Source organism: Acrocarpospora corrugata, from assembly GCF_009687845.1.
Lineage (GTDB): Bacteria > Actinomycetota > Actinomycetes > Streptosporangiales > Streptosporangiaceae > Acrocarpospora > Acrocarpospora corrugata.
This window is the reverse complement of sequence record NZ_BLAD01000046.1, coordinates 87,420-109,602: the sequence shown is the minus strand read 5'-3', so window position 1 is coordinate 109,602 and position 22,183 is coordinate 87,420. Positions and strand designations below refer to the sequence as shown.

At 67.6% G+C, this 22,183-nt stretch carries 18 protein-coding genes; 13 read left to right on the top strand and 5 right to left on the bottom strand.

All coding sequences use genetic code 11. The annotated features are described in order from the left end of the window. Positions 1 to 71: 71 nt before the first annotated feature. Entirely contained in the window at positions 72 to 836 is a 765-nt protein-coding gene (locus Acor_RS13920; protein WP_155337041.1) for an ABC transporter permease, read from the bottom strand. Next, entirely contained in the window at positions 833 to 1,741 is a 909-nt protein-coding gene (locus Acor_RS13915; protein ID WP_155337040.1) for an ABC transporter ATP-binding protein, read from the bottom strand. Before Acor_RS13915 ends, Acor_RS13920 begins: the two co-directional genes overlap by 4 nt. A 147-nt stretch (positions 1,742 to 1,888) precedes the next feature. On the opposite strand from Acor_RS13915, the gene Acor_RS13910 reads away from it, so the two are divergent. The 10 genes from Acor_RS13910 (at position 1,889) to Acor_RS13865 (ending at position 11,534) form a co-directional block, all read left to right on the top strand. Continuing rightward, positions 1,889 to 2,659, top strand: coding sequence for a VOC family protein (locus tag Acor_RS13910; RefSeq protein ID WP_155337039.1), 771 nt, complete (start codon positions 1,889 to 1,891; stop codon positions 2,657 to 2,659). 159 nt (positions 2,660 to 2,818) lie between these two features. Beyond that, the gene (locus Acor_RS13905; protein ID WP_155337038.1) at positions 2,819 to 3,547 is read left to right on the top strand and encodes a helix-turn-helix transcriptional regulator; all 729 of its coding nucleotides are present in this window, start codon (positions 2,819 to 2,821) and stop codon (positions 3,545 to 3,547) included. Next, a complete protein-coding gene (sufB, locus tag Acor_RS13900; RefSeq protein ID WP_155337037.1) occupies positions 3,544 to 4,956 on the top strand; it encodes a Fe-S cluster assembly protein SufB in 1,413 nt (470 codons plus the stop codon). The genes Acor_RS13905 and sufB overlap by 4 nt, the downstream gene beginning before the upstream one ends. Before the next feature lie 2 nt (positions 4,957 to 4,958). After that, on the top strand, positions 4,959 to 6,077 hold the full coding sequence (gene sufD, locus Acor_RS13895; RefSeq protein WP_155337036.1) for a Fe-S cluster assembly protein SufD: 1,119 nt from the start codon (positions 4,959 to 4,961) through the stop codon (positions 6,075 to 6,077). Then, positions 6,074 to 6,391, top strand: a complete 318-nt coding sequence (locus Acor_RS13890; protein ID WP_155337035.1) for a Rieske (2Fe-2S) protein — start codon at positions 6,074 to 6,076, stop codon at positions 6,389 to 6,391. The genes sufD and Acor_RS13890 overlap by 4 nt, the downstream gene beginning before the upstream one ends. A 2-nt stretch (positions 6,392 to 6,393) precedes the next feature. Then, complete coding sequence (gene sufC, locus Acor_RS13885; protein ID WP_155337034.1) at positions 6,394 to 7,140, top strand: Fe-S cluster assembly ATPase SufC; 747 nt, start codon at positions 6,394 to 6,396, stop codon at positions 7,138 to 7,140. Beyond that, the gene (locus Acor_RS13880) at positions 7,140 to 8,411 is read left to right on the top strand and encodes a cysteine desulfurase (protein ID WP_155337033.1); all 1,272 of its coding nucleotides are present in this window, start codon (positions 7,140 to 7,142) and stop codon (positions 8,409 to 8,411) included. Before sufC ends, Acor_RS13880 begins: the two co-directional genes overlap by 1 nt. Continuing rightward, positions 8,408 to 8,839: a Fe-S cluster assembly sulfur transfer protein SufU gene (sufU, locus tag Acor_RS13875; protein ID WP_155337032.1), complete on the top strand. Its 432-nt coding sequence runs from the start codon at positions 8,408 to 8,410 to the stop codon at positions 8,837 to 8,839. The genes Acor_RS13880 and sufU overlap by 4 nt, the downstream gene beginning before the upstream one ends. After that, positions 8,839 to 9,207: a metal-sulfur cluster assembly factor gene (locus Acor_RS13870; protein WP_155337031.1), complete on the top strand. Its 369-nt coding sequence runs from the start codon at positions 8,839 to 8,841 to the stop codon at positions 9,205 to 9,207. The genes sufU and Acor_RS13870 overlap by 1 nt, the downstream gene beginning before the upstream one ends. Positions 9,208 to 9,548: 341 nt before the next feature. Next, complete coding sequence (locus Acor_RS13865; protein ID WP_246238635.1) at positions 9,549 to 11,534, top strand: DEAD/DEAH box helicase; 1,986 nt, start codon at positions 9,549 to 9,551, stop codon at positions 11,532 to 11,534. 55 nt (positions 11,535 to 11,589) lie between these two features. Here the strand turns inward: Acor_RS13865 and Acor_RS13860 are convergent, their stop codons facing one another. The 3 genes from Acor_RS13860 to Acor_RS13850 form a co-directional block, all read right to left on the bottom strand. Then, positions 11,590 to 12,474: a carbohydrate ABC transporter permease gene (locus Acor_RS13860; protein WP_155337030.1), complete on the bottom strand. Its 885-nt coding sequence runs from the start codon at positions 12,472 to 12,474 to the stop codon at positions 11,590 to 11,592. Next, on the bottom strand, positions 12,474 to 13,367 hold the full coding sequence (locus Acor_RS13855) for a carbohydrate ABC transporter permease (RefSeq protein ID WP_170316920.1): 894 nt from the start codon (positions 13,365 to 13,367) through the stop codon (positions 12,474 to 12,476). The genes Acor_RS13860 and Acor_RS13855 overlap by 1 nt, the downstream gene beginning before the upstream one ends. Positions 13,368 to 13,446: 79 nt before the next feature. After that, positions 13,447 to 14,706, bottom strand: a complete 1,260-nt coding sequence (locus Acor_RS13850; protein WP_155337028.1) for an extracellular solute-binding protein — start codon at positions 14,704 to 14,706, stop codon at positions 13,447 to 13,449. Positions 14,707 to 15,055: 349 nt separating this feature from the next. Here Acor_RS13850 and Acor_RS44305 point away from each other — a divergent pair, with 349 nt between their 5' ends. The 3 genes from Acor_RS44305 (at position 15,056) to Acor_RS13835 (ending at position 22,110) form a co-directional block, all read left to right on the top strand. After that, on the top strand, positions 15,056 to 16,690 hold the full coding sequence (locus Acor_RS44305; protein ID WP_246238634.1) for a cellulose binding domain-containing protein: 1,635 nt from the start codon (positions 15,056 to 15,058) through the stop codon (positions 16,688 to 16,690). 152 nt (positions 16,691 to 16,842) lie between these two features. Next, on the top strand, positions 16,843 to 20,424 hold the full coding sequence (dnaE, locus tag Acor_RS13840) for a DNA polymerase III subunit alpha (RefSeq protein ID WP_155337026.1): 3,582 nt from the start codon (positions 16,843 to 16,845) through the stop codon (positions 20,422 to 20,424). A gap of 159 nt (positions 20,425 to 20,583) precedes the next feature. Further along, on the top strand, positions 20,584 to 22,110 hold the full coding sequence (locus Acor_RS13835; protein ID WP_155337025.1) for a HEAT repeat domain-containing protein: 1,527 nt from the start codon (positions 20,584 to 20,586) through the stop codon (positions 22,108 to 22,110). Positions 22,111 to 22,183 lie beyond the last annotated feature (73 nt).

The following is a 22,183-nucleotide window of genomic DNA, read 5'->3' as shown; positions in this document are numbered from 1 at the left end:
AACAGGCTGGGGCAGCCCAAGCGTAGAGCCATCGCCTTAATCGGGGCGAATGGGTTAATACCCCCCGCCGATCACTCCCAGCGGAAGGTCCGGGCCGCCAGCGTCAGCGCCACCACGGCCCACGCGGCCAGCACCGCCACCGGACCCCACGGCAGCCCGGAGCCCTCGGCCAGCACCGCCCGCATGCCGTCGGTGAAGGCCCCGAGCGGCAGGAACTCCAGCACCGGCCGGATCGATCCGGGATAGGTCGACAGCGGCAGCACCACCCCGCCCAGCCCGAGCATGACCAGATAGACCAGATTCGCCCCCGCCAGCGTCGCCTCCGCGCGCAGCGTCCCCGCCATCAGCAGCCCGAGACCGCTGAAGGCCGCCGTGCCCAGCAGGATCAGGACCGCCGCCCAGACCGGATTGCCGCCCGGCGACCAGCCGAGCGCCAGCGCCACCAGGACCAGCACCACCACCTGCAGCGCCTCCACCGCCAGCACCGCCAGCGTCTTGGCCAGCAGCAGGCCGGTCCGCGACAGCGGCGTGGCGCCCAGCCGTTTGAGCACGCCGTAGCGGCGCTCGAATCCGGTCGCGATGGCCTGGCCGGTGAACGCGGTGGACATGATGGCCAGCGCCAGCACGCCGGGCGCGACGAAGTCCACCCGCTCCCCGGCCACGTTCAGCAGCGGAGCCTTGGAGAAGCCGACCAGCAGCAGCACCGGAATGATCATCGTCAGCAAAAGCTGCTCGCCGTTGCGCAGCATCGCCCGGATCTCGGCGCCCGCCTGCGCGCCCACCATCCGGGCCAGCGGCGCGGCCCCGGGCGCGGGGCTGAAGTCGAGCGTCGTCATCGCAGTTCCCGTCCGGTCAGTTCGAGGAACACGTCCTCCAGGGTGCGGCGCTCGATGCTGAGATCCTCTGTGGTCACGCCCTCGGTGGCGCACCAGGCGGTCACCGTGGCCAGCAGCGACGGATCGACCAGGCCCTCGATGATGTAGTGCCCCGCCGGGGACTCCTTCGCCGCGCTGCCCGGCGGCAGCGCCATCAGCAGCTCGTCCAGGTTGAGGCCGGGTCTGGCCCGGAACCGGAGCTGGCGCTCCGCGCCGGTCAGCGTGGCCGGACTGCCCCCGGCCACCACCCGCCCCCGATCGATGATCACCACCTGGTCGGCCAGCTTCTCCGCCTCGTCCATGTAGTGCGTGGTCAGCACCACCGAGACCCCCGCGCTGCGGAGCTCGCCGACCACCTCCCAGCAGGCGTGCCTGGCCTGCGGGTCGAGCCCGGCCGTCGGCTCGTCCAGGAACACCAGCTCCGGCCGCCCGATCACCGCCGCCGCCAGCGAGAGCCGCTGCTGCTGGCCGCCGGACAGGCGCCGGAACGGCGTGCGCGCGTGCTCGGTCAGCCCCAGCCGGTCCAGCAGCGCGGCGGGCGGCAGCGGATGGGCGTGGAACCTGGACACCAGGCGCAGCCATTCGCTCGCCCTGATGGCCTGCGGCACGCCGCCGGACTGCGGCATCACGCCGACCCGCGCCCGCAGCGCCGGATCGCCCGGCGCCAGGCCGAGGACCCGCACCGAGCCGGCGTCGAACCGCAGGAATCCCTCGCAGATCTCGATCGTGGACGTCTTCCCCGCCCCGTTCGGGCCCAGGATCGCCGTCACCTCGCCACGAGCGCACCTCAAGGTCAGCCCGTCGACGGCTGTGGTCCGCCCGTACCGCTTCACCAGGCCGGTGATCTCGACGGCAGGGGAAATCATGTCTACGAGTTTAGGGAGTCGCCCGCCCGCTCCCGCCTCCGGTGTACCCGGTAAACCCTTGCATGGAATCCCGTAAAATCAGCAGATTTCAGGACAAAAGCCGTGTAACGCTTAAGAGTCCGGTGTCACCGAGAAGGGGGATACGGCATGGCGGAGTTCACGAGCTATCGGCCGGGGACGGCCTGCTGGGTGGATCTGTCCAGCACTGACATCAAGGCCTCGACGGACTTCTACGGGCAGATGTTCGGCTGGATGCCCGAGTACGACGAGCGCCCGGAGAGCGGTGGCTACGGCATGTTCCGCCGCAACGGCAAGGCGGTGGCCGGGATCGGCCCCACGATGATGGAAGGACAGCGCACCACCTGGAACACCTACTTCGCCACCGAGGACGCCGCGAAGACCGCGCAGGCGGTCCGGGAGGCCGACGGCACGGTCGTGATGGAACCCATGGAGATCATGAACGAGGGCACCATGGCCGTCTTCCAGGACCCGACCGGCGCGTACGTCAGCGTCTGGCAGTCCGACCGCCACCCCGGCGCCCAGCTGGCCGGGGAGCCGGGCACGCTCAACTGGGTGGAGCTGCTGACCCGGGACGGGGAGTCGGCCATGCGCTTCTACCACCGCGTGTTCGGCTGGGGCGCCGACACCCACAAGATGGGCCAGAAGCCGTACACCACGTTCACGATGGCGGGCGAGACGATCGCCGGGATGATGCAGATGGACGACAGCTTCCCGTCGAACGTGCCGCCGCACTGGCTGGTCTACTTCGGCACCGCCAACCTGGACGCCACCATGGAGCAGGCGCGCGGCCTCGGCGCCCGGCAGCTCTACGGGCCGAAGACCGTCCCGAATATGGGGAGGTTCGCGGTATTCGCCGACCCGCACGGCGCGTCATTCGCCGCGTGGGAGCGGGCATAGCGGAAAACGGCGGGCCGGGACCTTGAACGTTTCCGGCCCGTCGCCACGTCCGGAGCGCGTTTCCGCAGGTTAGGTAAGGCTAACCTGCGTGACAAATTCCATTTCCCGTGTTTCGGCTTCCGTTTGTGGTGGGGGAAGGAATTACGGCACACTGATGTTGTGAAATACGTGACCGGGACGGTGAACACCAGGGAGAGCGCGGCCTCGCGGGCTTCCGCGGTGCCGCCGGCCGAGCGCGGGACCCGTGCCCGCGTCGCCCGGCTCATCCTGGAGCACGGCCCGGTGACCGCCGCCGCGCTCGGCGAACGGCTCGGGCTCACCCCCGCCGCCGTCCGCCGCCATCTCGACGCACTCCTGACCGAAGGCATGATCGAGCCGCGGACGGCACGGCAGCGCGGCCAGCGCGGCCGGGGCCGCCCGGCCAAGCTGTTCGGCATCACCGACGCCGGCCGCAGCGCCTTCGAGCACGCCTATGACGACCTGGCCGGGAGCGCGCTGCGCTTCCTGGCCGACCGCCTCGGCGACGAAGCCGTCGCGGACTTCGCCAGGTCACAGGTATCGGCCCTGGTCTCGCGCCTCACGCCCATTATGCGCGAGGTGCCGGAGGACCAGCGGCTGCGGGTCCTGGCCGAGGCACTGTCCGCCGACGGCTACGCCGCCTCGGCGAGCAAGACCGGCACCGGCGGGGAGCAGCTGTGCCAGCACCACTGCCCGGTCGCGCACGTGGCCGCGGCGTTTCCCCAGCTGTGCGAGGCCGAGACCGAGGCGTTCGGGCAACTGCTCGGCACGCCCGTGCAGCGGCTGGCCACCATCGCCCACGGCGACGGCATCTGCACCACGCACGTAAGCCCCAGACACCACAGAGAGAGCAAGGAGTCCGGAAGGTGACTGTCACCGACCGCCCGGAGCTGGAAGGCCTCGGGAACTATAAGTTCGGCTGGTCCGACTCGGACGCCGCGGGATCCACGGCGCGCCGTGGCCTTTCCGAGGACGTCGTCCGCAACATCTCCGGGCTCAAGAACGAGCCGGAGTGGATGCTCGACCTGCGGCTGAAGGGCCTGCGGCTGTTCGGCAGGAAGCCCATGCCCACCTGGGGCTCCGACCTGACCGGCATCGATTTCGACAACATCAAGTACTTCGTCCGCTCGACCGAGAAGCAGGCCGCGTCCTGGGACGAGCTGCCCGACGACATCAGGAACACCTACGACCGGCTCGGCATCCCGGAGGCGGAGAAGCAGCGCCTCATCGCGGGCGTCGCCGCGCAGTACGAGTCCGAGGTGGTCTACCACAAGATCCGCGAGGACCTTGAGGAGAAGGGTGTCATCTTCGTCGACACCGACACCGGCCTGCGCGAGCACGAGGAGCTCTTCAGGGAGTACTTCGGCTCGGTCATCCCGGTCGGCGACAACAAGTTCGCCGCGCTCAACACGGCGACCTGGTCCGGCGGCTCCTTCATCTACGTGCCGCCGAACGTCAACGTGGAGATCCCGCTGCAGGCCTACTTCCGGATCAACACCGAGAACATGGGCCAGTTCGAGCGCACCCTGATCATCGTCGACGAGAACTCGTACGTGCACTACGTCGAGGGCTGCACCGCGCCGATCTACTCCTCCGACTCGCTGCACTCCGCGGTCGTGGAGATCATCGTGAAGAAGGGCGCGCGCTGCCGGTACACGACCATCCAGAACTGGTCGAACAACGTCTACAACCTGGTCACCAAGCGCGCCGTGGCGTACGAGGGCGCGACCATGGAGTGGATCGACGGCAACATCGGCTCCAAGGTCACCATGAAGTACCCGGCCGTCTACCTGATGGGCGAGCACGCCAAGGGCGAGACCCTGTCGGTCGCGTTCGCGGGCGAGGGCCAGCACCAGGACGCCGGGGCGAAGATGGTGCACCTCGCGCCGAACACCTCCTCCACCATCATCTCCAAGTCGGTGGCGCGGGGCGGCGGGCGCACGTCGTACCGCGGCCTGGTGCAGATCGAGGAGGGCGCGCACGGGTCGGCGTCGACGGTGAAGTGCGACGCGCTGCTGGTCGACCAGATCAGCCGCTCCGACACCTATCCGTACGTGGACGTCCGCGAGGACGACGTCTCCATGGGCCACGAGGCCACCGTCTCCAAGGTCTCCGAGGACCAGCTCTTCTACCTGATGAGCCGCGGCCTGGGCGAGGACGAGGCGATGGCGATGATCGTCCGGGGCTTCGTCGAGCCGATCGCGCGGGAACTCCCGATGGAGTACGCGCTGGAGCTCAACCGGCTCATCGAACTCCAGATGGAAGGAGCGGTGGGCTGACGATGGGCCTGGAGACCAAGCCTCTCGTGACCCTCCACGAGAAGGCCTCATACGACCTCGCCGATTTCCCGGTCCCCACCGGCCGGGAAGAGGAGTGGCGGTTCACCCCGCTGTCCCGGCTGAAGGGCCTGCACGACGGGTCCGCCGTCGCCGACGGCACCGACAAGGTGGAACTCTTCCTCCCCGAGGGGATCGGTTCCGAACTGGTCGGCCGTGGGGACCCCCGGGTGGGCAAGGCCGGCAAGCCGTCCGACCGGGTGGCGGCGCAGGCGTACGCGTCGTTCGAGAAGGCGACCGTGATCACCGTGCCGCGCGAGGCCGTGGTCGGCGAGCCGATCAGGATCGACGTGCACGGCCAGGGCGGCACGCTCTTCACCCACCTGGTGGTGGACGTCAAGGCGATGGCCGAGGTCGTCGTCGTGATCACCCACACCGGGACCGGGGTCCGGGCCGGGAACGTCGAGTTCCTGGTCGGGGACGGCGCGAAGGTCACCTTCGTGGCCGTGCAGGACGGCGAGCGGGACGCGGTGCACCTGGCCCAGCACACCGCGCTGGTCGGCCGGGACGCCACCTTCAAGTCGATCGTGGTCACCCTCGGCGGCGACCTGGTCCGGCTCTCCCCGCGGGTCTCCTACGCGGGGCCCGGCGGTGACGCCGAGCTGATCGGCCTCTACTTCGCCGACACCGGGCAGCACCAGGAACACCGGCTCCTGGTGGACCACAGCGTGCCCGACTGCCGCAGCAACGTGATCTACAAGGGCGGCCTGCAGGGCAACGACTCCCACACCGTCTGGATCGGCGACGTCATCATCCGCGCCGAGGCCACCGGGACCGACACCTACGAGCTCAACCGCAACCTGCTGCTCACCGACGGGGCCCGGGCGGACTCGGTGCCGAACCTGGAGATCCTCACCGGTGAGATCACCGGCGCGGGGCACGCCTCCGCGTCCGGCCGGCTCGACGACGAGCACCTGTTCTACCTGCAGGCGCGCGGCATCCCCGAGAAGGAGGCGCGGCGGCTGGTCGTGCACGGCTTCTTCAACGAGCTGATCGAGCGCATCCAGGTGCCCGAGATCCAGGAGCGGGTGCTCGCGGCGGTGGAGGCGGAGCTCTCCCGATGACGTTCGAAAAAGTCTGCAAGCTGGGCGACATCCCGGCTGAAGGGGTCATCCCCGTCGAGGTCGACGGCACGCCCGTCGCGCTGGTGCGCTCCGGCGACGGGGTGTTCGCGCTCCGCGACGTCTGCTCGCACGCCGAGGTCAAGCTGAGCGAGGGCGACGTCTACCAGGGCACCCTCGAATGCTGGCTGCACGGCTCTTGCTTCGATGTGGCCACCGGCAAGCCGACCGGTCCGCCGGCCACCAAGCCCGTCCCCACCTACCGAGTCAAGATCGACGGCGACGACGTGTATGTCTCGCTCTCGAAGGAGTCATAACCGTGTCCACGCTTGAGATTCACGACCTGCACGTCTCCGTCGGCGACAAGGAGATCCTCAAGGGGGTCGACCTGGTCGTCCGCTCCGGTGAGACGCACGCCATCATGGGCCCCAACGGCTCCGGCAAGTCCACCCTCGCCTACGCCATCGCGGGCCACCCCAAGTACACGATCACCTCGGGCCGGGTCCTGCTGGACGGCGAGGACCTGCTGGACATGACCGTCGACGAGCGGGCGCGGGCCGGGCTGTTCCTGGCCATGCAGTACCCCGTCGAGGTGCCCGGCGTGTCGGTCTCCAACTTCCTGCGCAGCGCCGTCACGGCCGTCCGCGGCGAGGCCCCCAAGCTGCGCGAGTTCGCCAAGGACCTGAAGAAGGGCATGGACGCGCTGGCCATCGACAGCTCGTTCGCGACCCGCAACACCAACGAGGGCTTCTCCGGCGGTGAGAAGAAGCGGCACGAGATCCTCCAGCTGGAGCTGCTCAAGCCGAAGATCGCCGTGCTGGACGAGACCGACTCGGGCCTGGACGTGGACGCGCTGCGGGTGGTCTCCGAGGGCATCAACCGGTTCCGCGAGAGCGGCGACACCGGCGTGCTGCTGATCACGCACTACACCCGGATCCTGCGCTACGTGAAGCCCGACTTCGTGCACGTCTTCTCCGCCGGCCGGATCGTCGAAGAGGGCGGTGCCGAGCTGGCCGAGAAGCTGGAGGACGAGGGCTACGAGGCGTACACGAAGGCCGCGCACTGATGAGCGGTCTTGATGTGGAGCGGATCAGGAAGGACTTCCCGGTCCTGTCCCGCGAGCTGCCCGGCGGGCGGCCGCTGATCTACCTGGACTCCGGCAACTCCTCGCAGAAGCCGGTCCAGGTGATCGAGGCGATGCGGGAACACCTGACGATGCACTACAGCAACGTCGGGCGGGCCCACCACGCGCTGGGCGCCGAGTCCACCGAGGCGTACGAGGACGCCCGCGACAAGGTCGCCGCCTTCGTCGGCGCGCCCTCGCGGGACGAGGTGATCTTCACCAAGAACGCCTCCGAGGCCATCAACCTGGTCGCGTACGCCTTCGGCAACCCGCTGAACACCGACGAGCGGTTCCGGCTCGCCCCCGGTGACGAGATCGTCATCACCGAGATGGAGCACCACTCCAACATCGTGCCGTGGCAGTTCGCGGCCCAGCGCAGCGGCGCCACGCTGCGCTGGTTCGGCGTCACCGACGAGGGCCGGCTGGACCTGTCGAACCTGGACGAACTGGTCAACGAGCGGACGAAGATCGTCGCGTTCGCGCACCAGTCCAACGTGCTGGGCACGGTCAACTCGATCTCGCCCATCTTGGCCAGGGCCCGCCAGGTGGGCGCGCTGGTCCTGCTCGACTCCTCCCAGGCCGTGCCGCACAAGAAGGTGGACGTGGCCGAGCTCGGGGTGGACTTCATCGCCTTCACCGGGCACAAGATGGTCGGTCCCTCTGGGATCGGGGTGCTCTGGGGCAAGTCCGAGCTGCTGAACGCGATGCCGCCGTTCCTGGGCGGCGGCGAGATGATCGAGGCGGTCTGGATGGACCACTCGACCTACGCGCCGCTGCCGCACAAATTTGAGGCCGGGACGCCGCCGATCGTGGAGGCGGTCGGGCTGGGCGCGGCGGTGGACTACCTGTCCGAGATCGGGATGCCCGAGATCAAGGCGTGGGAACAGCATCTGACCGGGTACGCGTTGGAGGCATTGCAGGAAATCTCGGGATTGCAGGTGATTGGTCCGCGCACGCTGGTGGCGCGCGGGGGCACGGTGTCGTTCACGTTGAAGACATCGGGCGGAATGGATATTCATCCGCACGATGTGGGGCAAGTCCTCGATGATGTGTTCGGCATCGCCGTACGGGTAGGGCACCATTGCGCGCGGCCGCTGCATCTGCGGTTCGGGATCCCGGCCACGACGCGGGCCTCGTTGTACCTTTACAACACCACCGACGAGATCGACGCCCTGGTTCGCGGGCTCCGTCATGTGCAGAAAGTGTTTGAATGATCACGGAATCGATGTACCAGGAGCTGATCCTGGAGCATTACAAGCACCCGCAGGGGCGTGGCCTGCGGGAGCCGTACGACACCGAGGTTCACCACGTGAACCCGACCTGTGGTGACGAGATCACGCTGCGGGTCAAGGTGGAGTCGGGCAAGGTCGCCGACGTGTCATACGAAGGGCAGGGCTGCTCGATCAGCCAGGCCGCCGCGTCGGTGCTGCACGAGCTGACCGCGGGGGCCACCGTGACGGAGTCGCTCACGGTGGTCGACGAGTTCACCCGGCTCATGCAGGGCCGGGGCAAGGTCGAAGCCGACGAAGAGGTGCTCGGCGACGCGATCGCGTTCGCCGGGGTGGCGAAGTTCCCGGCGCGGGTGAAGTGCGCGCTGCTGGCCTGGATGGCATACAAGGACGCTGTGGTGAGGAGTTCCTGATGAGCAAGCCCACTGAGACGCCCACCGCGGCGACCTATGACGGTGATCTGGCGCTGGACGACGTGATGGAGGCGCTGAAGGACGTCGTCGACCCCGAGCTCGGGATCAACGTCGTGGACCTGGGCCTGATCTACGGCCTCAACCTGGACCCGGCCGCCGAGGGCGACCGGCCGATCGTCACCATCGACATGACGCTCACCAGCGCGGCCTGCCCGCTCACCGACGTCATCGAGGAGCAGGCCAACTCGGCCCTGGCCGACATGGCCTCCGGCGTGGTCATCAACTGGGTCTGGCTGCCGCCGTGGGGGCCCGACAAGATCACCGATGAGGGCCGGGACCAGCTGCGGATGCTGGGCTTCAACGTTTGATGTTCATGGTGGTCCGAAATCCAGGGTAAGATGGGTCGGACTCCGGCCTTCAAAGGCCGCTGGGTCGGTCACGATTTGTGACCACGCGCCGCGACTGTGAACCGCGGCACCTGCACACTGCTGAGCAGACTTCGCGCCACGCTGACGTGGCGGCGACGTGGCCGGGGACGGATCCCCGGCCTCAGGGGCGGTGCGCAGAACCGGCACCGTCCGGCACCTGAAAGGGGTGCCTATCCGGTTACGGCCTCAGGCCGTCCGGACACCCGGCTCGTCCTTACGCAGAAGTGACGCGCCCACGCCCGTGCTGCGGCACGTCATCTTCTATGGAAAGGCACGACTTCGTGACCACGCTTGACCCCGCTATGCCCGTTGTCCTCGACGCTGACCGCGCCGAAACCGCCGAACAGCCGGCGGTTTCGGAGTTCACCCTGCTCGGATTGCCGAAGCCGCTCGTCACCGGCCTCGCCCGCGCGGGCATCTTGGCGCCGTTCCCCATCCAGCGGGCGGCCATCCCCGACATTCTCGCCGGGAGCGATGTGCTCGGCCGTGGCCAGACCGGCTCCGGCAAGACCCTCGCCTTCGGCCTGCCGATGATGACCAGGATCGCGGGGGACAAGGCGCGCCCGCGCCGTCCCAAGGCGATCATCCTGGTGCCCACCCGTGAGCTGGCACTCCAGGTCGCGGATGCCCTTGAACCGCTCGGCCGCGGCCTCGGCCTGCGGATGAAGACCGTCGTCGGCGGCATGTCCATGGGCAAGCAGATCGAGGCGCTGCGCCGCGGCGTCGAGGTCGTCGTGGCCACGCCCGGCCGGTTGACCGACCTGATGGAGCAGGGCGAATGCTCCCTTGAGGATGTTCAGGTGAGCATCCTGGACGAGGCCGACCACATGTGTGACCTCGGCTTCTTCCCGGTGGTCAGCGCGATCCTGGATGAGACTCCCGCCGACGGGCAGCGCCTGCTGTTCTCGGCGACCCTCGACGGGGACGTGGACAAGCTCGTCCGCCGCTTCCTCACCAACCCGGTGACCCACTCGCTCTCCCCGGCCACCTCCTCGGTCGAGCTGATGGAACACCACCTGTTCCAGGTCACCTTCCACGACAAGCCGGACGTCACTGCTGAGATCGCCGCCCGCGAAGGCCGTACGATCATGTTCGTCCGCACCCAGCACGGGGTGGACCGGGTGGTCAAGCAGCTCGCCCGGGTCGGCGTCAAGGCCGGTGGCCTGCACGGCGGCAAGCGCCAGAACCAGCGCACCAGGATCCTCGGCGAGTTCCGCGAGGGCAACGTCCAGGTCCTGGTCTGCACCGACGTCGCGGCCCGCGGGATCCACGTCGACGACGTGACCCTGGTGCTGCACATCGACCCGCCGGCCGACCACAAGAGCTACCTGCACCGGGGCGGCCGTACGGCTCGCGCCGGCGAGCGTGGCTCGGTGGTCACGCTGGTCATGCCGAACGAGCGCCGGACCACCGACGCGATGGCGCGCCGGGCCGGCATCAACCCGTCGCGGCACAAGGTGACGCCGGGCGACCCGGTGCTGGCGGAGATCGCCGGCGCGCAGCAGCCTTCCGGCGAGTCCATCCCCGTGTGGGAGCCGGACGTGCGCAAGCCGCTGCGGGCCAAGCCCGACCGCGGCCCGCGTGGCGGCTTCGGCGACGGCGAGCGGCGTCCGCGCCGGTTCGGCGACCGGAACCGCACGGACCGCCCGGACCGTGACGACTTCCACCGCCGCCCGGCCGAGGACGGCGCGGCTCCGCGCCGCGACAACACCCAGGGGGCCCCTCGCGGCCAGTACCGTGACGACCGGGGGCCGCGCACGTTCGGCGGCGACCGGCCGCGCGAGAACGGCCGCTCCTACGACCGGCCCGCCGACCGCACCAACGACCGGCCCGCCGACCGTAACGGCGAGCGTCCGAGTGGGTCCTACGGGCGTTCCTACAACCGGGACGACCGCCGGGTCAGCAACGACCGGCCGGCCTACGACCGGCAGGAGCGTCCCGCCGTGGGCGACCGCCCGTACAACAACAACCGGCCGTTCAACGCCGACCGGCCCGCGGGCCGGGGGCGTCCGTTCGCCGGCGAGCGGGATGGCGCGCGCCGGTTCGAGGACCGGGGCGACCGTGGCGGATACCGGGGCAACGGTGACAACCGGGGCACCTCCTCCTACCAGGGCGGGGAGCGTCCCCGCACCGAGTCGCGGAACGGCGAAGTTCGTCCCGAGTCGCGTGAGGGCCGTCCGGCCGAGCAGCGCAGTGGCGGCTTCCGTCCCCGTACCGGCGGCGGGTTCCGCCAGGGCGGGCACACGGGCAGCCGTTACGGCCGCTGATCACTAGCACGTCGCCGAGACGCTCCCACGGGTTTCCGTGGGAGCGTCTCGCGTTTCACCCCTTGACGCCGCTGAGGACGATGCCGCGGGTGAAGTAGCGCTGGAAGATCAGGAAGAAGACGATCGTCGGGATCGAGGCGAGCAGGCCGCCCGCCATGATGGCGCCCTGGTGCTGGGCGCCGGAGAAGTAGGAGTTGAGGCGGGCCAGCGCGACGGGCACGTTGGCCATCTCGTCGCTCTGGACGATGATCAGCGGCCAGAGGAAGTTGTTCCACTCCCAGAGCACGATGAAGATGGACATCGCGGCCAGGGCCGGGCGCAGGAGCGGCAACACGATCTGCCACCAGATGCGCCATTCGCCGGCGCCGTCCACCCGGGCCGCCTGGATCAGCTCGTCCGGGATCGAATGCAGGAACTGCACCAGGAAGAACAGGACGAACGCCTTGGCCAGGGCCGGGATGATGTAGCCCTGGTAGGTGTCCAGCCAGTCCAGATTGCGCATGATCACGTAGTTCGGGACGAGGGTGGTCTGCCAGGGGACCATCATCGAGGCGATGATCATGAGGAAGAGCACGCGTCTGCCCCGGATGCGGTGTTTCGTCAGCACGTAGGCGGCGAGTGAGGCGATCAGCAGCGAGCCCACGGTGATCGTCGTGGTGATGAAGACGCTGTTCAGCATGAACCGCCAGAACCCGAAATCCACCTGGTAGCGCTGGAAGAGCCCCTGCTGGTGGCCGGGATTGACCTGGTCCGGGGTCCACGCCGGGTCGTAGAAATTGGTCAGCGAGGGCGTGTCCGGGATGAAGGACGGCGGCTGCCTGGTCAGCTCCGAGTACGGCTTGAGCACGCTGATGACCATCCAGTAGAACGGCGCGATCATCGTCAGGGACAGCAGGTAGAAGGGCAGCCTGAGCAGGTGGCCGTTGCGTGAGGTCGCCATCAGAGCTCCTTCACCGCGCGGCCGAGGCGCAGGTTGACCAGGCTCAGCACGAAAATGATCAGGAACAGGACCCAGGCGACGGCGGAGGCGTAACCGAGCTTGAAGTGGGTGAAACCCTGGTCGTACAGGTACGGGACGATCATCAGGCCGGAGTCGAGGACGCCGCCGATGTTGTTGGTGCCGCGGAAGACGATGTAGACCGCCTCGAACACCTGGAAGGCCGTGATCAGGCCGGTCACCACCACGTAGGTGGTGACCGGGCGCAGCATCGGCAGCGTGATGTAGCGGAACTGGTTCCAGGTGGTGGCGCCGTCGATGCGGGCGGCCTCGTAGTACTCGTGCGGGATGGAGTTCAGGCCGGCGACGTACAGGATCATGCCGTAGCCCATGCCGCCCCAGACCGACATCAGGACCAGGATCGGGATGGTCAGCGAGGGGTTGGCCAGCCATTCGACGGTGTCCAGGCCGAGCCGGCCGATGACGGTGTTGGCCAGTCCGAAATCGCCGGGGTTGAAGATCCACTTCCAGAGCAGCATGAGGGCGATGGACGAGGTCACCGACGGCAGGAAGAAGATCGTCCGCATGATGCGGTGCGGCCAGCTGGAGCCGCTGAACGCCAGCGCCAGGGCCAGGGAGAACAGGGTGCCGAGGCCGACCGCGGCGATCACGTAGACGAACGTGTTCATCAGGGCGTGCCGGAAGCGGTCGTCCTCGAACAGGAGCCGCCGGAAGTTCTGCAATCCGGTGAACTCCGGGACGTTCACGCCGTTGAAGTCGGTGAAACTCAGGTAGAGCGAATTGGCCAGCGGCCAGACCAGAAACCCCAGGAACAGTCCAAGAAACGGCACCAGCATCACGTAGGACGTGAGGTTGCGCCGAAGCCGGTCCCGCATCAGTCCTCCCATCGTCTCGGGTCATCTTTCGGGTTCCAGGGCCGTGGGCCCGGCCCTGGAACCCGTCCGCTCGCTAGCGTCAACCGGCGTTGCGCTCCATGATCTTCGCCGCTTCCGCCAGCGCGGTCTTCGTGTCGGCCTTGCCGAGGATGGCCGACTGGAGTTGCTTGCTGACGTCGGGCGCGCTCTCGTCCCAGCCGGGGCAGCCGGGCGCCGAAACGCCGGTCCTGATGGACTCGGCGAAGACCGCCGACTGCTCGGGCGTGAACGTCGAGGACGGGATCAGATCGGGGCGCGGCGGGATGTAGGGCAGATTCCGGTTCTTGCCCTCCGCGACCATCGTGGCGATCGCCTCGTCGGTGTACATGAACTTGATGAAGTCGGCCGACTGCTCGGCGTGCTTGCTGTAGGAGGTGACGCCGATCGCGCGCCCGCCCACGAACGTGGTCGGCCCGGCCGGGCCGGCGGGCAGCGGGGCCATCGCCCACTTGCCCTTCAGGTCCGGGAAGTCCAGGTCGATGCCCTTGGCCACCCAGTTCCCGCCGGACACCATCGCGGTCCCGGTGGCCAGCGCGTTCCCGGCGGCCACGGTGTCGGTCGGCGCGCCGTACTTCTGGTAGAGATCCACCCAGTACGCCAGGGCCCGCTCGGCGGCCGGGGTGTTCAGGGAGGGTTTGCAGTCAGGGGTGTAGAACGTCCCGCCGGCCTGGTACAGGAAGTTGAAGTAGCCGATCCAGTCGAGATTGCCCCAGTCCATGCTGAACGGCTGCTTCACGCCGGACGCCTTGAGCTTGTCCATCGCGGCCGTCAGCTCGTCCCACGTCTTCGGGAAGCTGGTGATCCCGGCCTTCTCGAACAGGTCGGTACGGTAGTAGATCGCCACCGTGGACATGTCCAGCGGGACGCCGTAGACCGTGCCGTCGGGGGAGATCGCGGAGTCCCACTGGGCGGGCAGCGCCTGCGCCTTCAGGGTCGTGTCGACGCCGTATTTGCGCAGGTCGACCATGCCGCCCTTGGCGCCGAACTGGATCGTCCAGGTCATGCCGCCGGAGATGATGTCGGGGCCGCTGCGGGCCGTGGACGCGGCGAGCAGTTTCGCGTACGCGTCGTCCCAGGAGAGCGTCTGGACCTTGATGGTGACGTTCGGGTGGGACTTCCTGTACAGGTCGGCGGCCTTCTGGAAAATCGCCGTCTCGTCGTCGCCGCCGGTCGACCAGTAGCTGATCGTGGCCGGGGCGGAGGTGTCGGCCTGCTGGGTCTCGGTCGTGCTGCCCGTGGCGCAGCCGGCGCCGAGGGCGGCGAGGAGCAGCGCACAGGCGACAACGGGCATACGTCGCATGCCGGGATCTCCGATCTGCCAGGGAAACGTGGGGTCAGGTCACGCGGGGGCCGTCGGCTTTTGTTCGATATTTTCGGATTTAGTGAGATCTAACACTGAACCGGATAAGTTGCAAGCGGGTGATGGCGGCCCAGGGTTTGTGGGGGCGTCGCCCTATCTCCCGGCTGGTGGGATTCGCGGATCGGGTGCGATGAACGTTTCATCGGATGGTGATCGCGGGGCGGCGTTGGCGCAGTTGGGCGAAACGGCCCGATGGGAGCCCTTGTGGCTTAACCGGTCTATTACTTCACTGGGGGTTCGACAACGGTCAGGCGCTGTCTTCCACCAGAAACCCTCACCGAGGAGTTCCATGCTCGCCCAACCCTCCTATCGCGCCAGACCGGTCCTGCTCACCGCGCTGCTCGCCGTCCTGCTGGCGGTCGCCGGAGCGCTGGTGATCCGTACGCCGGCGCGGGCCGCCGTACCGGCGGGATTCGCTTATCGCTGCGGTATCCACTTCTGTCTCGACGGCCGTACGTTCTACTTCGCCGGGGCCAACACCTACGACGTGTTCACCTTCGGCGGCAGTTTCGGGGACACCGAGACGCAGTACATGGACAAGGCCAAAATCGACTCGCACTTCGCCGACCTGCAGGCGGACAAGGTGAACTTGCTTCGCCTGTGGATGTTCAGTCATGAGGACTGGCACGGGTTCGAGAAGACCAAGGGCGTCTACAACGACCAGCAGTTCGCGCTGTTCGACTACGTGATCCAGTCGGCCAAGTCGCACGGGGTCAAGCTGATTCCGGTGTTCGAGAACTACTGGGAGGCGTACGGGGGAATCGACACGCGCCTGCAGTGGGAAGGGCTGACGGGCGGGCATCCCGGGCGGGCCAAGTTCTTCAACAAGACGCAGTGTCCCGGGTGTTTCGTGCAGTACAAGAACTACGTTTCGTATGTGCTGAACCGGACGAATCATTACAGCGGGGTCAAGTACAAGGACGAGCCCGGGATTTTCGCCTGGGAGCTCATGAACGAGCCTCGTTATCAGGATGTCAGTGCCGCCGAGAATGTCAGCGGGGCGACGTTGCGCGCGTGGGTGGACGAGATGGGCGCGCATGTGAAGGGCATCGATCCCAATCACCTGCTGGGCGCCGGTCTTGAGGGTCACGAATCGCGTTATGGGTTCGGTGGGGACGAGGGTAATCCGTTCGTTTACATCCACCAGTCGCCGTACATCGATTTCACGTCGGCGCATCCGTATCCGCAGGCCAGCTGGGCGGCGCTCAGCCTGGAACAGACCAAGACGCTGATCGGCCGCTGGATCTCCGACTCGCACAATATCGTCGGGAAACCCTTCTTCATGGGGGAGTGGAACACTGATACCAGTGGCACGAGGAACCAGTGGTGGACCGAGATATACAACTATTTCGAGGCTCAGGACGGGGACGGCTCCGCCTTCTGGTGGTATCCGCACAGGAGTGCGGGCGGTGACATTCACTCCGTCAAATTCGGCGACCCGGCCCTGAACATCTTCCGCGCCCATTCCACCCGGATGGCGGCCAAGAACGGGCCGCCCGCGTCGCCCTCGCCCTCTCCGTCCCCCAGCCGATCCCCGTCTCCGTCACCTTCCCCCAGCCGGACCCCGTCGCCGTCGCCGTCGCCGTCGCCCTCACCTTCGCCGTCACCCGTTCCCGGTAAGGCGTGCACCGCGACCTACGCGGTGGCCAACCAGTGGCCCGGCGGGTTCGGCGCGACGGTGACCGTCAAGAACACCGGCACCACGCCCACCACCGCCTGGTCGGTGAAATGGGCCTTCCCGAACGGCCAGACCATCACCCAGCTCTGGAGCGGAACCCCCACCGTCACCGGCGCCAACGTCACCGTCGTCAACATGCCGTGGAACGGCGCGCTGACGCCGAACGCCACCACCTCGTTCGGCTTCAACGGCAGCTGGTCGTCCGCCAACGGGCTCCCCGCCCCGATGACCTGCACGGCCACGTAACCGCCCTCGGACCGGCTCCCGCCCCTCCGGCGGGAGCCGGTCTCGCGGCACCGCGGATTCCCGGTCTTTCTGGCCTAGCGGACCAGTCTTGTCGGTGCGGGTCGATAGAGTTGGGTCGCTGTCCGTCCCACCTCGAAAGGCCAAGATCCCCTGTGGCTGATTCGTTCGTTCACCTGCATGTTCACACCGAGTACTCGATGCTGGACGGGGCGGCGAAGATCGGAAAGCTGGCTGCCAGGGCGGCTGAGCTGGGGATGCCCGCGATCGCCATGAGCGACCACGGCAACATGTTCGGGGCGTATGAGTTCCAGTCCAAGATGACCGCCGCCGGAGTGAAGCCGATCATCGGGATCGAGGGCTACGTCAGCCCCGAGTCACGCTTCCACAAGCGGCCGGTGTTCTGGGGCGAGCCGCACCAGCGCAAGTCCGACGAGCGGACCGGCCTGAACGGCGACGTGTCGGCCAGCGGGACGTACCTGCACAAGACGATGTGGGCGATCAACGCGCAGGGGCTGCGCAACCTGTTCCGGATCTCGTCGCTGGCCTCACTCGAAGGCCATATGAAGAAATATCCGCGCATGGACGACGAACTGTTCGCGGAGTACCACGAAGGGATCGTCGCCACCACGGGGTGCCCGTCCGGCGCGGTGCAGACCCGGCTGCGGCTGGGGCAGTTCGACAAGGCCCTCGAACACGCCGCGAAGTACCAGGAGATCTTCGGCCGGGACAACTACTTCCTGGAGATCATGGATCACGGCGGGATCCCGATCGAGACGGGAGTCCGGAGCGAACTCCTCCGGATCGGGGAGACCCTCGGCATCCCCCCGCTGGTCACCAACGACTCCCACTACGTCACCGAGGACCAGTCGACCGCCCACGACGCGCTGCTCTGCGTCGGCACCAACTCCCAGATCAGCGACCCGAGCCGATTCCGCTTCTCCGGCAACGGCTACTACGTCCGCTCCGCCGAGGAGATGTGGGCCCTCGACCCCAACTCCGAACTCTGGGCGCAGGGCTGCAAGAACACCCTCCTGATCGCCGAACGCGTCGAGGCGTATGACGAGGTCTTCGCCCACCGCGACCTGGCCGCCAAGTTCCCGGTCCCCGAGGGGGAGACCGAGATGACCTGGCTGCGCCAGGAGACCCAGCGCGGCGCGGTCCGCCGCTACGGCGAATCCGTCCCGGCCGAGGTGCTGGAGCGGATCGAGTATGAGCTGGGCGTCATCGAGGGCATGGGCTTCCCCGGCTACTTCCTCGTCGTCGCCGACATCTGTCAGTACGCGCGCGACAACGGCATCTGGGTGGGCCCCGGCCGAGGATCGGCCACCGGTTCCATGGTCGCCTACGTCACCGGTATCACCGAGCTCGACCCGATCGAGCACTCGCTGCTGTTCGAGCGGTTCCTGAACCCCGAACGTATCTCGATGCCCGACGTCGACCTGGACTTCGACGAGCGCCGGCGCGGTGACATGATCCGGTATGTCACGGAACGCTACGGCGAGGACAACGTCTCGCTGATCATCACCTACATGACGATCAAGTCGAAGGCGGCCGTGAAGGACGCCGCGCGCGTCCTCGGCTACCCCTTCCCGGTCGGCGAGAAGATCACCAAGGCGTTCCCGCCCGCCGTCATGGGCAAGGAGATCCCGCTCGCCGGCATCTTCGACGAGAAACACCCGCGCTATGCCGAGGCCACCGAACTCCGCAAGCTGTATGAGGACGATCAGGACGTCCGGCAGGTCATCGACACCGCGCTCGGCCTGGAAGGGCTGACCCGGGGGACCGGCGTACACGCGGCCGGCGTCATCCTCTCCTCGCAGCCGCTGATCGACGTCATGCCGATCTTCATGCGCCCCGACGACGGCGCCCGCATCACCGGCTTCGACGGGCCCAGCAGCGAGAACATGGGCGCGCTGAAGATGGACTTCCTCGGCCTGCGCAACCTCACCGTCATCGGTGACGCCATCCAGAACGTGAAGAGCAACCGCGACGTCGACCTGGACATGCTCAAGCTGGCCCTGGACGATGAGAAGACCTACGAGCTGCTGGCGCGCGGCGACACGCTCGGCGTCTTCCAGCTGGACAGCTCGATGATGCGCGACCTCACCAAGCTGATCGCCCCCGCCCGATTCGAGGACATCTCGTCCGTCCTGGCCCTGGGCCGTCCCGGCCCGATGGGCGCCAACGCGCACACCAACTACGCGCTGCGCAAGGCCGGCCAGCAGGACATCAAGCCGATCCACCCGGCGCTCAAGGACGCCCTTGAGCCCATTCTCGGCACGACGTACCACCTGGTGGTCTACCAGGAGCAGGTCATGGCCATCGCCCAGCAGTTGGCCGGATACACCCTCGGCGGCGCCGACATCCTGCGCCGGGCCATGGGCAAGAAGAAGAAGGAGGAGATGGACAAACAGTGGGCCACCTTCTCCTCCGGCATGGTCGGCAAGGGCTACACCGAGGAAGCCGCCAAAGCCGTCTGGGACGTGCTTGAACCCTTCAGCTCCTACGGCTTCAACAAGTCCCACACCGCCGGATACGGGCTCGTGTCCTACTGGACCGCCTATCTCAAGGCCAACTACCCGGCCGAATACATGGCCGCGCTGCTCACCTCGGTCGGCACCAACAAAGACCGGATGGCCATCTACCTGGCCGAATGCCGCCGTATGAAGCTGAAGGTGCTGCCGCCCGACGTCAACGAGTCCGGCCTCCAGTTCAGCGCCGTCGGCGAGGACGTGCGATTCGGGCTCGGCGCGATCCAGAACGTCGGCGAGAACGCCATCAACGGCATCATCACCGCCCGCAAGGCCAAGGGCACCTTCTCCGACTTCAACGATTTCCTGACGAAGGTCCCGCAGGTCGTCTGCAACAAGCGAACCATCGAATCACTGATCAAGGCCGGCTCCTTCGACGGCCTCGGCCACAGCCGCCGCGGCCTCGTCCAGATCCACGACCAGGCCATCGACTCGGTCATCGACGTCAAACGCAAGGAGGCCGTCGGCCAGGACTCCCTGTTCGGCGCCTTCGAGGACAGCGGCGACAGCAACGTCTTCCACGTCGTCGTCCCCGACGGCGAATGGGACAAGAAGACCAAACTCTCCTTCGAACGCGAAATGCTCGGTCTGTACGTCTCCGACCACCCGCTCAGCGGCGCGGAACGCATCCTGGAACGCAACCGCGACCTGAGCGTCGCCCAGGTCCTCGACGGCCAGGCGGGCTTCGGCAACGTCCGGATCGCCGGAATCATCTCCGGCGTCGACAAGAAGGTCACCAAGAAGGGCGACGTCTGGGCCATCCTCACCATCGAGGACCACGACGCCTCCATCGAGGTCCCCTGCTTCCCCAACACCTACCAGCTCTACGGCAGCAACCTCGCCCCCGACCTCGTCGTCTCGGTCACCGGCCGGATCCGCTCCCGCGGCGACGGCGAAGAGGCCACCGTCTCCTTCAACGCGATGGACATCACCTTCCTCGACATCTCCGGCATCCAGGCCGACGGCCGCGAACCCGTCATCATCGCCCTCCGCGAGGAACGCATCACCAAGGACCTGGTCACCGAACTCAAACGCATCCTCACCATCCACTCCGGCGACACCCCCGTCCGCATCCGGGTAGAACGCCTGAACCGCAAAACCAACTTGCTCGAACTCCCCGACTACACCGTCAACATCACCAACGGCGCCTTCGCCGGCGACATCAAGGTCCTCCTCGGCGCAAACGCCCTGATCGGCCCTTAACGACAGGCCGGGCAGCGGCTCACAGACAGGCGATACGCACGCTCCGGCTTGATATTTGCGTCGAAATGTCGTGTTCGGTGATGGAACGATGTGCGGGTGGCAGACAACAGGGATAGTGTTCGGGACTTCATGGGCTGCGATCATGGGGCTGGTGCGTCGATGTTGGACTCGATCCGTCGGCTCGCCCACGAGAGTGCTATAGGTGGCCGTCGCGCTGCCGATGGCCTCGCGGACGCGCTGGTTGTCGTCGTTTCCGATGATCGGCTTGCGGGCCGGGCTTTGGAGCTGGTGCATCAGGCAGGATCGAAGATCTGGATCGACCTCGATTTGGCACTGAGGTCGCATTTTTCCGGATACAGCAAGGAACGAATCGCGACGGCGAAACTCGTAGCCAAGATGCGCAATCCGCTCGCGATCGCCATGGCCGCCTGTTCCCCGGACGGTCGACAGCGGGAACGAGCGGCCGGTCATCCAGCCATGTGGTCTGACACCCGGCTCCTTCCGATGCTGACGATCAGAACCACCGACTGGGCCGCCCCCGTCCGGGCCAAGGCCCTGTATGTGCTGGCGAGAGTCCTTTTCGCCGATGACGCACCCGCGTTGCGGACTTGGGCTCTTCATCCGGGCGACGCAGCCGCGCTGAGGGCGGTTCTGCCGGTGGTTGTCCGGCTTGGGGAGCGTAGTCGCGGGAGTGGCAGCCTCGATGTGGTTCGCAGGGCTCTGTCGCGGGCCGACGATGCCACGCTCACCGACGTACGCCAGAGTGCGGATTGGCGCGGACGGCGGTTCGCTTACGAGGTTTCGCTCGACGGCGGGCGGATGAGCGAGGCCGAGATGATGCGGGCGGTGTTCGACGGGTCCGACATCGTGGTGCGGACCCGTTGCGCGAAAGCCCTGGTCGGGCGGGCGATCACGGCTGATCGGCCGGACATCCTGGAGAGACTCCTGGACGGCACCGCGGCACAGATCCGCGTCGCGGCGCTGACCGCCCTGGTACAGCTGGGGCGTACCGACCATGGGCTGAGATTCCTGGCTGACAACGCCTCAATGGTGCGACTCACCGCCCAATGGGCGGTGAGTCGCGCTGGCGGCGACCCGGCCGCCCACTACCGGCGACACCTCGCGACCCCTTCCGGCCAGAACCCGCGCGGCTATCTGGCCGGCCTCGGCGACTGCGGCACCAGCGCGGACGCCCACCTGGTCATCCCGCACCTTCACGACGCGCGCCCTCGCGTCCGGGCCGAAGCGGTGCGGACTCTGCGCCGCCTGAACGCGGAGACCGATGTCATCGCCCTACTGGAGGACGCCGCCCCGGCAGTAGTCCGCAATGTGGTGAAGACCATCCGTTCATCGGCCGCCGGCGTGCCCGCCGACCGCCTGTGGGCGCTCCTCACTCCGGACCACCCTCGCCATGTACGGCATGCCGCCCGCCGGCTCCTCTCCGGCCAAGACCCGTGGACTCGCATCAAAGCGGACCTGATCCTGTCCACCGATCCCGACGAGGCCCTCGCCACAACCGCCCGCGCCGACCTCGCCGCTTGGTGCTCTCGCGACCTACCCCGCGCATATCCATCCTGGCCCGCCGAAGCCCGCCACGAACTGGCGGACCTCGTGACCAGGTCGGAGCACGCCGTGAGCCCGAACGACACCCGCCTACTACGCTGGCTGCTCAACGCGAGCGGCTGAGAACTCCTACTGGGACGGGCGAGCCGCCGGGCTGCTCGCCGTTATCGGGCGCCGTCTCACGCAGGTGACGGTG